Origin of the sequence: Chryseobacterium sp. AG844 (assembly GCF_003182335.1) — a bacterium.
In the GTDB taxonomy this organism is placed as follows: Bacteria; Bacteroidota; Bacteroidia; order Flavobacteriales; family Weeksellaceae; genus Chryseobacterium; species Chryseobacterium cupriresistens.
Window position 1 is genome coordinate 313,373 of sequence record NZ_QGTV01000001.1, and the last position, 11,651, is coordinate 325,023.

Sequence of the window (11,651 nt, forward strand, 5' to 3'; positions counted from 1 at the left end):
TTTGTTTTCAAAACGGTTTTTATTTTTAATTTCCATTACTATTTTTTATTATTTTTATCTCACACAAAATCAAACACAAAATAGAATCTATGCCCCATTTTATAATAGATTGTTCACAGGATATTCTTCAGCAGAGAACACCCGATGAATTGATGGATGCAGTTTATGAAGCGGCAGACGGAACAGGACTGTTTGCTCCCAACGACATCAAAGTAAGGCTTCAGCCTTATCAGTATTACAGGCTAGGTACAGGTAAGAAATACTTTTTACACGTATTCGGTTATATCATGCAGGGCCGTACGACAGATCAAAAAGCCGGTCTTTCAAAACAGATCAGCATCAGGCTTTCAAAATTGCTGCCGGATATTTCTTTTCTTTCTGTAAACATCAGTGATTTCGAAGCAGCGACCTACAGCAACAAAGCACTCATTAATCCTGAAAATTCAGACCAGGACAGGCATTTTGGTTTATAACATTCACCTTTACACACACAACTAAACATTAATAATATGAGCTTAAAAACATTAGTCAGCAAAAGTGCACAGTACAACAACTGGGTGGTCAATAAATACATCGACTGGCTATCCACAAAGTCTGACGAACAGCTGAATCAGGAAACCATTTCGAGTTTTCCGACTATTTTAAAGACATTACACCATATCTGGCAAACCCAGGAATATTGGTGGAGTCATATTTCTGAAAAGGATGATTTTGATTTTGTAAAAACAGCAGAGACTACCAGCAAAGAAGATGTTTTCAATGCCATAAAAAACAACTCGCAGAAACTGGTAGATTATGTGGAAAGTTTGTCTGAAGAAGATCTTTCAAAAAATGTAAAAATAGAATCTCAGTGGTTTCAGTGTGATTTTTCCAAATACGAATACATCCAGCATGCTATTCTTCACAGCACGTATCACAGAGGACAAATCGTAACGATGGGAAGAAACATCGGAATTACTGATGCTCCTATGACCGATTTTAATTTCTGGAATATTTATAAAGATCAGCAATAAAAGCCCAATTTTGTGGATAAGTGTAAAATAGAATTTTCGGACACCGATCGAATCCAATTAAAATATTGATTTTAAATATTTTAAATCAAAACAGGCAGTTATCCACATTTTCAACTATTTGTGGATAACTTTCTATGATCTCTTTTTACCATTGTGGATAAACTATGGATAAGTTTTTAAGTCATTTAAAACATCCCTTACAAATATCTATAAATCATTATTTTATAATGAATACCGTTTTTTATGGATTTTCCACAATGAAAAATCATGTGGATAAGTTCTGTGGATAAAATTATCCCTACTTTTTTCAGCTTTACTCTTTTACTTATTCAAAGCAATAGTTTAAATTTTATCTATTTATTCATAAATCTTTATGAATATTTTTTATAAATTGCATCAAAAACAAATCACCAAGTAAAGAAATACATGTCACAAAATATTTATATTCAATTAATTAAAAATCTATTTACAAAAAATACTATCAGAATAACAATGATTGACAATTGTTTTTTCTGATTCATGATTAAAGCGGTTTAAGAATATAAACCATAATCAGCACAGATGATGTTTTACACAATGATGAAAAGTTATCCACAACCGAAAAAGTTTAATAACCCAATAATCCCTCATCCAGATGACAACAACCGACATCAAAAAAAACATCATTCCTTACCTTGGAGAAACAGCTCCTTATATTTCTATTCCTGAAAACACTGTTTTCAACGGAAACAGAATGGAAGCTGAAATTTCCAATTACAACTTCACCAAAGAAAATTTTTCGAAACTCATCAAGGTATTATCTTCCCTGGGAAGCTGTAATTTATACAGACTTTTAAACACCAAATCCACAGAGCAGATTTATTTTATGGGTGAAAAGGTGAGAATAAGACAGCTTTCTTATAAAAAATCAGATTCAGCTTCTATTACCTGTGAAAGTTTTTTAGAATCCAAAAGAAAAGGAAAATCGTCACTTCTTATGAGAGACAACCATTCAGGAGAAGCGCTCTATTCTTTCGAGCTTGATTATCACATTATTGCTAAAGATACCTTTAAGTTGTTTTACAAAGATTATTTCAATGATGCTGCGGTAGAATATCATGACGAAAATCTTCCTGAAGGCGACATAACTATAGAAGATGCGCATCGGTTTACAGTTTTGCTTAGCCCTTTTACTCCCAATCAATGCAAAGGTCATTTTGAAAATTATCCTATTGTTCCTTCCGTTTTCATTATGAATTGTACATTAAGAGAAATTTTCAACTTCATGGGCAGTACAAATACTTATGAGGTAGACAACCTGGAGGGTTTTGCTAGCAAAGCAATGCCTACAGGAATAAAATACCGGATTGAAATATCCCATCAGAAGTTTTTAAAAGACCTCATCTTTTTCAAATGTGAAATAAAAGATCTCCTGGGAACACTGTATGCGATCATTATCGTCAACCTGAGATCAAAAGATAAAAAATAAATTCCGGAGTTATCATTTAATGCTGGCCTTTTTACATTCTGATCATCAGATTTCCGGCAGTCTTTTGTAAATTTGGTTTAAATATAATATACTTAATTACTCTTATTGAAATGAAAAAATACGCAATATCATCAGACGGTCAGAAAATTCATTATAAAGAATCCGGAAATGGAAATCCTGCGCTGATCTTCGTCCATGGATGGCTTGGCAATACCGAATGGTGGGAAAGCCAGAAAGAATATTTCAAAGACCAATATCATATTGTTTTGATGGATCTTGCCGGACATGGAAAATCAGATGCTTCAAGGCAGGAATGGACAAGCGAAAGATATGCTGATGATATTAAATCAGTGGCTGATGCTGTTAACACGCAGGAAATAATTCTTGTAGGACATTCGATGTCCGGGGCTTATGTCCTGGAAGCTTCTTTAAAAATTCCTGAGGTAAAAGCCATCATTCTGATAGACACTCTAAAAAATCTGGACGAATCTTTTACCAGGGAACAAACTGAACAAGTGCTTTCTCAGTACAGAAAGGATTTCAAACACACTGTAGAAAACTTTCTGCCGCAATTTTTATTTGCAGAAGGAACACCTCCTTCTGTAAGAGAAAGAGTACAGCATGAATTCCTTCAACATGAATCCGAACTGGCAATCAATGCTCTCCGGCCTCTGTATGCAACAGATTTCAAAACGGTTGCAAAACAGATTCAAGTTCCCGTTATAGCCATTAATTCCGATGCTTCTCCTACACATCCGGAAAACAACAGAAAATATTTGAAAAATTATGATTATGTAACCATTGAAGGTGTCGGACATTATCCTATGCTGGAGAAACCTGAAGAATTTAATACCCTTTTGGATGGAGTCATCAAAAAATTAATCTAATATATTCCCATGCAGAATACCAGAATTTTCACAACTGCTTTTGCCAGTGTTTATCCACATTACATTCAAAAAGCTGAGAAAAAGGGACGCAGCAGAGAAGAAGTGCATGAAATCATATTCTGGCTGACGGGATATGATGAAAGTGATCTGCAGAACATCCTTAACAACAAAACCGACTTTAAAACTTTCTTTGAACAGGCACCTCAACTCAATCCAAATGTTTCATTGATCAAAGGAGTCATCTGCGGATATCGTGTGGAAGAAATTGAAGATGAACTGATGAGAAACATCCGGTACCTGGACAAATTGATTGATGAACTGGCCAAAGGAAAGAAGATGGAAAAAATTCTAAGAACAGCCTGAAAATTTAATTTCAAAAAGATTCACTGCTTAAATATGATTAAAAAGCTTCTCCAATTCAAAAAACTTCACGAAATTAGCGGTCTGTGCGTTAAATACTATTAATGAAATAAAAATTTAATTACAACATACAGCAAAACTTAGTATAAGTTTTCTTCGGGGCAGGGTGAAATTCCCTACCGGCGGTTACAGTCCGCGACTCCTTTCTTCGGAAGGGACTGATCTGGTGAAATTCCGGAACCGACAGTTAAAGTCTGGATGGGAGAAGAAAATGAGATGACCAATAAGATTCCTTATGGACTCTTGTTGCGTTGTATTTCATTTCCATGTGCCGAAGTGTATTTTAACTTTTAAAAGTAAAATAACATGGAAAAATTATTAGAACAATTCGGAGCAAACTCCAAAGAACGTGTAGAAAAAGCACTTCAGACATTACAACAGGGAAAAGGTATTCTACTGGTAGATGATGAAAACCGCGAAAATGAGGGCGATATCATCTTTCCCGCCTCCACTATTACAGAACAGGATATGGCACTTCTGATCCGCGAATGCAGCGGTATCGTCTGCCTTTGTATTTCCGAGGAAAAAAGCCGCCATCTTAATCTTCGTCCGATGGTGGAAAACAACAATTCAAAAAACCAGACCGCATTCACGATTTCCATTGAGGCAAGAGAAGGGGTAGAATCGGGAGTTTCTGCCAAAGACCGCGTGACAACAATCAGAACTGCTGTAGCAGCAAATGCCCAGGCGGAACATATTGCAAGTCCGGGCCACGTTTTTCCTCTGATTGCAAGAAAAGATGGCGTATTTGAAAGACGCGGCCATACCGAAGGCAGTGTAGATCTTGTAAAAATGGCCAATCTTGGTGAAGATGCCGTACTTTGTGAACTGACAAATGAAGACGGTTCCATGGCAAGGCTCCCTGAAATTGTAAACTTTGCCATCAAAAAAGATATGAGTGTCGTAACCATTGAAGATATTTATGCTTACCGTAAAATGGTAATAAGCAATTAAACCCAAGCATTTTTAACGCACAGACCGCCTGTTGATCCGATCAGCAGGCGTTTTTATTAAAAATATAATTAAAAAGAAAAAAAATTAACATTTGAATACTATTTTTTAATTATTTTTAACAAAAAAATTCTGACTATGAAAAAATCTCTACTCCTTTTACTAGGAGCATCTGCCATGATGTCTGCGCAGATCACGCTTACAAAAGCAGCCAATGACCCTATTTCCGGAAATATTGTTAATTACAACAACACAGCCGGCACCGTAAACAACTCTGCAACAGGTCCTAACGCAACATTTTCCAATGGCGGGCTTACGATGGGAGCAGCATCACAAACAACGTATTCAACTCCTAGTTCTACTGAAATAGCAACTTTCCCGGGTTCTACTCTTAAAATGGTAGACGGAGCAACAACCGTTTATTACAAAGCTTCAACTTCTAAACTGGAAATTACAGGAATTGTAAATACACAGGCCACTTTAAACTTTAGTGTGGATAACGGTACTCATATTAATTATCCAACAACGTACGGACCGACACAGAACGACACCGCCAAAGGTACTTTTTCCTCATCTTCTGCCAGCGGATTATTCAGTGGTACAATGACTGCCATTGCTGATGCATATGGAACTTTAATTATAGGCAATCAAACATACACTAATGTTCTTAGAGTAAAATTCACACAGAATTTCAACCTGTATTCATCTCTGGATGTTACTTATTCTAACCCTATCGGAGCAATAACCAATACAGCCTATTCTTATTACGATGCTTCTCACAGATATGCCCTGCTTAATTCTACAAGCGGAAATATCAGTATTCCACTGTTGAGCATCAACCAGAATGTAAAAACTACATTTGCATTAAGTGAAACATTCCTGGGCGTAAACAGTGCAGTAAAAAAAGAAAACTTAGTGGTTTATCCTAATCCTGCACAGGATTTTATCGGTTTCAAAGGAAATACGGATAACTATTCCAAAGCAGATATTTACAGCCTGGATGGTAAACTGGTTAAAACTTCAGATGTAAAATCCGGAAACATACAGATTTCAGATCTTCCGCCAGCATCTTATTTCATTCAGATCAGCGGAAAAAATGCTGCAGATACAAAGAACACAAAATTCATTAAGAAATAATAAAACAAAATCCCCACTCCTACAAATGAGCGGGGATTTCTTATTAACATTCAAATTAGCATCTAAAAGGTAGCTGCAGGAGCCGTTTCATTATTAAGCTTTCGCTGAATTTCTGTCTTTTTCCCTTTCGAGAAATCATAGCTCAGTCCTAATACAAACATGGATTTGTTGTTCATAATCTGTGTATGAACTTTATAATCTACGAGACTTTCCGGTAGGCTTTTCGTTTTATATTCCGAAGGCATTCCTATCCAGTACATTCCTGTAGAAAATGTCCAGTTCTTATGTTTATAGCTCACAAAAATATTATTCTGGTTTTCATTCGTATTAAGAAATGCTCCATTAAGGCTGTATACCGGAATATTGAACTGGTACTGAACAGAGAAAGATTTATATTCTGAAGAAAGCGAAAAGTAATTTCCTAAATAGTCATTTTTTATCAGAGCACCTTTACTAGTTCTTACTGTTTCAGATGTTGGTGTGATTACAGCTTTTATGACCAAAAGAGTATTTCCGAAAGGTTTATAAGATCCTGTTAACTGAACTCCATATCTCTGAGCATTCTTCCCGTTTTCATAAGTCAGGGCATATCCATTCAACACCTCATCGTGAACGTAGTACTGATTGATTACCCTGTTGGTATACCGGTAAAATAAGCCTGCATTAAAATCAAAATACTTATTATTAAAAGAATAAGTCAGGTTATTAGAAAAAACCTGCTGAGATTGTAAAAAGGGGTTTCCCCTCTGAACAATATTAGGAGCCAGCTGCACCACATTGCTACTCAAAGCATTACTCCATGGACTTACCGGATTATAACTTGCTGTAAAACGTAGGTTCTGATTCCCTTTAAGCTGATAAGCTAAAATAACCTTTGGAGTAAAAGTCCATTCATCAAAAGTATTTTCTGCACTTTTATTGTGAATATTGGTAAGCCCTGCTCCGATACGATAACTGAATTGATCTGCTTTTCCTGCAAATTCAGTATAAAAATACTGTTCCAGATAAGTAACATTATATTGAGAGTATCCGGCAAGATTATTCAGATCATTGGAAATAGAAGACCTTGAAATCCGGTATCCGGACGAAAGTTTTCCTGACTTGAAATCATGCATATGCGCAAGTTCCCCAACCAAACTTGTTTGCTTTGCTTTCAATACCATATCATTGTCATATACAGACAATCCCGAACCAACAATCCATTCTTTGGCCGTTTCTGTGGTATTGGTGGTGTAATGAGAACCTACTACATTAATACTCAACTCATCTTTTTCACCAATCTTTTTAGAATAATATAGATCCAGCTTAGGAATCACATAATCCGAGCCATTATTTTTAAACATATTGTGTTCTTCTTTCAGATAATCTTCGGTAAAGACGCTCTGTCCTGTTCCTTTCGAAAACCTGCTGAAAATATCCATATTAAGTTTAGCCTGAAAAGCATAGTCATCGGGAACAAGTCTCGTATAGCGCAAAGCTATACTCTGGAAGGTATATCCAAAATGATCTTTGCGGTTTTCATCAGACCGGTAATGCTTCCCGTTCAGCTGATAATCATAGATGCTGTTGACTCTTCTGTCATTATAATCCCTAAGATTAAGGGAATATTCCAGTCCGAAATTATTTTTCCCTTTAGTATAATTGGCGTAGGCAGAACCGTTCACAAATCCGGTATTCAAAGCCGTAGATACATCAGCCCCGAAAACATACCCTGTTTCTGTGGATCTTGTCAGAATATTAACTACCGTATCTGCTCTCGTAGCCCATCTCGCTGGCGGAATGTCATAATATTCTACTTTCACCACTTCACCGGGCGCAACACTTCGGATCTGCATATCTGTAGCTTCAATCCCGTTGATAAGGAATAGTGTGGTTCCCCCTTTCGTACTGGTAATGGTATTTTCTACGGGATTCAGTTGTAACTCCGGGAGTGTGCTAAGTAAATCTTTTGCATAGCGTGCTCTGGCAAGCGCTTCTTTATCAAAAGTATAAACAGCTTTGTCTGCAAACTGTTTTTTACGTTGTGATTTTAAAATAACTTCCTGAATTTCTTTGGTTGTCCCTACATCAGCCGTATCATTTTTCTTCTCCTGTGAAAACATAAAAGCACTGCAAAGAAAGAAGATGGTATATATAGTTTTTTTCATGTCTGAAGATGAATTATACTAGTAGGACAATCAATGGCTGATGACTATTACATTAATAACAGCAAACAATTAAAAAATCAACATATTTTTTTATTTTCCATTTATTATGTTAAATTCAGCCCGTTTTTTGCTGGTATTTTTTTACATCACAAAATATTGAGTCATGAAAAAAGCATTCATAGTAATTCCGTACTTCCTGTTTTCGGTCCTGGGAGCTCAGGAAATTCAGAACAGCCCGGCAGAGAAGATGAATATCATCAAGACCAATGTCACGGCTTATACGTTCAGAAATATCAATCTGTCTTATGAAAGAGCTATCAGCCAATGGTTTTCTGTGAATCTCGGTTTCGGCACAATGCCTGAAGGAAAAGTACCTTTCATTAATGCTTTTCTGAAAGATGAAGATGAAAAAAGATTCCAGAATCTTAGAGTAAAAGCAACCAATTTCACCATTGAACCAAGATTTTATATCGGTAAAGGCTATGGAAAAGGATTTTATTTTGCTCCTTATTACCGGTACTCAAGTGTTACTTCCAATACTTTTGATTTTTATTATGATTATAAGGGTCCGAATGGAGTTACCTATCCAATTCCACTCAAAGGACAGGGGGACACCAATGGAAACAGTGGTGGATTAATGGTTGGGGTACAATTCTTTCTGACCAGAAGCCAGAATCTTGTCCTTGATTTCTGGATCGCTGGAGCCCATTACGGAAGCGGAAAAGGTGATTTTACCATGACCTCGGATTATGTACTGACGCCTGATATGCAGGCTCAGCTTAAAAAGGAAATTGAAAATCTGGACATTCCATTTGTTAAGTATACCGTAGAAACCAATGCCAATGGTGCCAGAATAAAAGTAGACGGGCCGTGGGCAGGCTTCAGAAGCGGGCTTTCCATTGGATATCGGTTTTAAGAAATCATTCTTAATATAGTATTCAACCGTTCTTTTTAGGAACGGTTTATTTTTTTCTGAATTTTGTATCTTGGATGTCATTATAAAAAAACTTTCTGGAAACAACATCTATGGACTCAGCCTCAATCACCACAGGTCAAAGAATCAAAGCCATCATTGGCGGATCTATCGGTAATCTCGTTGAATGGTACGACTGGTATGCTTACGCCGCCTTCGCCATTTATTTCTCCCATTCATTTTTTCCTGATTCTGATCTGAATGCCCAATTGATGAATACCGCAGGTATTTTTGCCGTAGGTTTTCTTATGCGCCCTATCGGCGGGTGGATGTTCGGAAGCATTGCAGATAAGATCGGAAGGAAAAAAGCAATGACGCTCTCCGTCCTGCTGATGTCTTTTGGATCTCTGCTGATTGCCCTTACTCCCACTTATCAGTCTATTGGTATTCTGGCTCCTTTATTACTTTTACTGGCAAGATTGCTTCAGGGGCTAAGTGTGGGTGGTGAATATGGAGTTTCCGCCACTTACCTCAGCGAAATGGCCACCCAGGACAGAAGAGGATTTTATTCAAGTTTTCAATATGTCACTTTGATTGGCGGACAGCTTATAGCTTTAGGTATCCAGCTTATTTTACAAAAATTATTACTCACTGAGGCACAGCTTGAAGAATGGGGATGGAGAATTCCTTTTGTGATCGGAGCTATGCTTTCTATTATTGCCTTATATCTTAGGGCTAATCTTCATGAAACCGAAGCTTTTGAAAATAAAAAGGAAGTCAGCGAAAAGAAAAAAGGAACCGTAAAAGAACTTCTGAAACATCCAAAAGCATTACTTACCGTTGTGGGGCTGACTTTAGGAGGAACGCTGGCATTTTATACCTACACCACTTATATGCAAAAATTTCTGGTGAATACCGTACACCTTACAAAGGAAGAATCTACATTAGTCTCCTTTGTTTCACTCTTTATATTTGCCTGTCTTCAGCCTGTATTTGGAGGATTATCAGATAAAATCGGAAGAAGGCCGCTTCTTTTAGGTTTTGGTATTTTGGGAACTTTATGTACCGTTCCGCTCCTTACGGCTCTCAGTACTACCACTTCAATATGGGGTGCATTTTTCCTGATTATGGCAGCTTTAATTATTGTAAGCGGCTACACTTCGATCAATGCGGTAGTAAAAGCAGAACTTTTCCCTTCTGAAATCAGGGCACTTGGTGTAGGTTTACCTTATGCTATTACTGTTGCTGTATTTGGCGGAACAGCAGAATATCTTGCGCTTTGGTTTAAAAAGATAGGGTCAGAAGAATATTTTTATTGGTATATAACAGGCTGTATTCTTTTTTCCCTGCTCGTTTACATCGGGATGAAAGACACCAAAAATACCTCTACACTGGATAAAGATTAATATTACAAATTTTACAAAAAACATGCGCCACAGAAAATCTGCGGCGCATATTCTATTTTTAATGATAGGCCTGTTTAAATTTTTCAATCATATGATCCAGATTATGACGCTGGACATAGATACTTTTTACCTCTTCATACCTCGGCGATTTGTAGAAAACCTCATGGAAATCCATACTGCCGTTTCCTACTTTCACAACTTTCTGTACTTCGATATTCAACTTTCTTAATTCGTCTTTGAAGACTTTAAATTCATCTTGTATACTACTACTGCTCATTAATATTTTTAGTTTTTTAGTTAAAAATTCCTTTTACCCCTTCAAATGTCAGGGGTAACATCTCAAATTCCGAATAAAGTTAGTAAATTTATTGACACAAAGTAGCAGTTTGATAATATTTTATTATTTTTTTTACAAATAGTAAGTTGATATTACCCGATTGATGCATATTTCGTATTTTTAATCTCACAAAAAATTGTAACAACCTTATACAAACCATGAGTATCAAAGCATTTTTCACTTTATTCTTTCTAACACTGCTGACTTTTCTGCATGCTCAGAAAATGGAATTCAAAGCACCGGATTATGCTGCCATTCAAAAAAGTATTGAGGATAAAAATTCAGAATTCTATTATCCAAAGCTTTTAAAAAGATTAAAGCAGAACGATACGCTCCTTACCAGCAATCAGTACCGTCATCTTTATTTCGGATATACATTTCAAAAAGAATATCAACCTTATAAAATAGGAAAGAAAGCTGAAGAAGTAGCCAAATATTACCGAGGTGAAGGCATCTCCCAAAAAGATCTTTCAAAGGGAATCCAGTTGTTCCTGGGTGCATTGGAGGAAAATCCACTGGATTTGCGGGCTATGAATTATCTCGCTTACTTGTATCATTTGAATAAAGATGATGCTACCGCCGAAAAAATTGCAGGAAATTTCCACGGATTATTAAATGCCATTCTTACTTCCGGCGATGGTCTCACATGTGAAACAGGTTTTCATGTGATTTCTGTAACAGATGAATATGTCCTTTTAAACAGATTTCAAATGGAAACAAAATCTCAAAGCCTGAAGGGAAAATGCGATTATCAGGAGTTTGAAAAGGACCAATATAAAATTCCCGGATTTTATTTTGACATCAGCAGGTTCTATGGAAAAATATTGGATTAATCATCCCGAATAAATACTTATCAATTTAATATTATTGAACCATTAACAAAAAATCGCTAAAATAAATTTCATATGATTTTGCCCTGAACAAAAGGGTTGAGAAGGAGGAGAAATATTTTTTTTCAAAAAAAATCAAATA

Annotated in this window: 12 protein-coding genes and 1 riboswitch; of the genes, 10 read left to right on the top strand and 2 right to left on the bottom strand. The window is 36.4% G+C overall.

Features of this window, described 5'->3' with window-relative positions; all coding sequences use genetic code 11:
* Positions 1-89: 89 nt before the first annotated feature.
* The 7 genes from DEU40_RS01310 to DEU40_RS01340 all read left to right on the top strand — a co-directional run bounded on the left by DEU40_RS01310 (position 90) and on the right by DEU40_RS01340 (position 5,876).
* Positions 90-473: a 5-carboxymethyl-2-hydroxymuconate Delta-isomerase gene (locus DEU40_RS01310; RefSeq protein WP_110008174.1), complete on the top strand. Its 384-nt coding sequence runs from the start codon at positions 90-92 to the stop codon at positions 471-473.
* Positions 474-509: 36 nt separating this feature from the next.
* Positions 510-1,013 carry a DinB family protein gene (locus DEU40_RS01315; protein ID WP_110008175.1) on the top strand — a complete coding sequence of 168 codons (504 nt, stop codon included), beginning with the start codon at positions 510-512 and terminating at the stop codon, positions 1,011-1,013.
* Positions 1,014-1,647: 634 nt separating this feature from the next.
* Positions 1,648-2,481, top strand: a complete 834-nt coding sequence (locus tag DEU40_RS01320) for a hypothetical protein (RefSeq protein ID WP_110008176.1) — start codon at positions 1,648-1,650, stop codon at positions 2,479-2,481.
* A 110-nt stretch (positions 2,482-2,591) separates the two neighbouring features.
* Complete coding sequence (locus tag DEU40_RS01325) at positions 2,592-3,368, top strand: alpha/beta fold hydrolase (RefSeq protein WP_110008177.1); 777 nt, start codon at positions 2,592-2,594, stop codon at positions 3,366-3,368.
* A 9-nt stretch (positions 3,369-3,377) separates the two neighbouring features.
* Positions 3,378-3,731: a DUF2200 domain-containing protein gene (locus DEU40_RS01330; protein ID WP_110008178.1), complete on the top strand. Its 354-nt coding sequence runs from the start codon at positions 3,378-3,380 to the stop codon at positions 3,729-3,731.
* 145 nt (positions 3,732-3,876) lie between these two features.
* Positions 3,877-4,002, top strand: a riboswitch (FMN riboswitch).
* 92 nt (positions 4,003-4,094) lie between these two features.
* A complete protein-coding gene (gene ribB / locus DEU40_RS01335; protein ID WP_110008179.1) occupies positions 4,095-4,742 on the top strand; it encodes a 3,4-dihydroxy-2-butanone-4-phosphate synthase in 648 nt (215 codons plus the stop codon).
* Between the two features lie 135 nt (positions 4,743-4,877).
* Positions 4,878-5,876: a T9SS type A sorting domain-containing protein gene (locus DEU40_RS01340; RefSeq protein ID WP_110008180.1), complete on the top strand. Its 999-nt coding sequence runs from the start codon at positions 4,878-4,880 to the stop codon at positions 5,874-5,876.
* 62 nt (positions 5,877-5,938) lie between these two features.
* Here DEU40_RS01340 and DEU40_RS01345 read toward each other — a convergent pair whose 3' ends face one another.
* Positions 5,939-8,023 (bottom strand): outer membrane beta-barrel protein, encoded by a 2,085-nt coding sequence (locus DEU40_RS01345; RefSeq protein WP_110008181.1) that lies wholly within the window; start codon positions 8,021-8,023, stop codon positions 5,939-5,941.
* A 163-nt stretch (positions 8,024-8,186) separates the two neighbouring features.
* Here DEU40_RS01345 and DEU40_RS01350 point away from each other — a divergent pair, with 163 nt between their 5' ends.
* Positions 8,187-8,939 (top strand): DUF3575 domain-containing protein, encoded by a 753-nt coding sequence (locus tag DEU40_RS01350; RefSeq protein ID WP_110008182.1) that lies wholly within the window; start codon positions 8,187-8,189, stop codon positions 8,937-8,939.
* Positions 8,940-9,049: 110 nt separating this feature from the next.
* Entirely contained in the window at positions 9,050-10,342 is a 1,293-nt protein-coding gene (locus tag DEU40_RS01355) for an MFS transporter (protein ID WP_110008183.1), read from the top strand.
* A gap of 58 nt (positions 10,343-10,400) precedes the next feature.
* Here the strand turns inward: DEU40_RS01355 and DEU40_RS01360 are convergent, their stop codons facing one another.
* Positions 10,401-10,619, bottom strand: a complete 219-nt coding sequence (locus tag DEU40_RS01360; protein ID WP_110008184.1) for a hypothetical protein — start codon at positions 10,617-10,619, stop codon at positions 10,401-10,403.
* A gap of 218 nt (positions 10,620-10,837) precedes the next feature.
* Here DEU40_RS01360 and DEU40_RS01365 point away from each other — a divergent pair, with 218 nt between their 5' ends.
* A complete protein-coding gene (locus DEU40_RS01365; protein ID WP_110008185.1) occupies positions 10,838-11,512 on the top strand; it encodes a DUF4919 domain-containing protein in 675 nt (224 codons plus the stop codon).
* The last annotated feature ends 139 nt before the right edge of the window (positions 11,513-11,651 follow it).

Coding starts and splice junctions, on each gene's coding strand:
- DEU40_RS01310 (WP_110008174.1), top strand. CDS start 90: ATGCCCCATTTTATAATAGATTGTTCACAGGATATTCTTCAGCAGAGA.
- DEU40_RS01315 (WP_110008175.1), top strand. CDS start 510: ATGAGCTTAAAAACATTAGTCAGCAAAAGTGCACAGTACAACAACTGG.
- DEU40_RS01320 (WP_110008176.1), top strand. CDS start 1,648: ATGACAACAACCGACATCAAAAAAAACATCATTCCTTACCTTGGAGAA.
- DEU40_RS01325 (WP_110008177.1), top strand. CDS start 2,592: ATGAAAAAATACGCAATATCATCAGACGGTCAGAAAATTCATTATAAA.
- DEU40_RS01330 (WP_110008178.1), top strand. CDS start 3,378: ATGCAGAATACCAGAATTTTCACAACTGCTTTTGCCAGTGTTTATCCA.
- ribB (WP_110008179.1), top strand. CDS start 4,095: ATGGAAAAATTATTAGAACAATTCGGAGCAAACTCCAAAGAACGTGTA.
- DEU40_RS01340 (WP_110008180.1), top strand. CDS start 4,878: ATGAAAAAATCTCTACTCCTTTTACTAGGAGCATCTGCCATGATGTCT.
- DEU40_RS01345 (WP_110008181.1), bottom strand. CDS start 8,023: ATGAAAAAAACTATATATACCATCTTCTTTCTTTGCAGTGCTTTTATG.
- DEU40_RS01350 (WP_110008182.1), top strand. CDS start 8,187: ATGAAAAAAGCATTCATAGTAATTCCGTACTTCCTGTTTTCGGTCCTG.
- DEU40_RS01355 (WP_110008183.1), top strand. CDS start 9,050: ATGGACTCAGCCTCAATCACCACAGGTCAAAGAATCAAAGCCATCATT.
- DEU40_RS01360 (WP_110008184.1), bottom strand. CDS start 10,619: ATGAGCAGTAGTAGTATACAAGATGAATTTAAAGTCTTCAAAGACGAA.
- DEU40_RS01365 (WP_110008185.1), top strand. CDS start 10,838: ATGAGTATCAAAGCATTTTTCACTTTATTCTTTCTAACACTGCTGACT.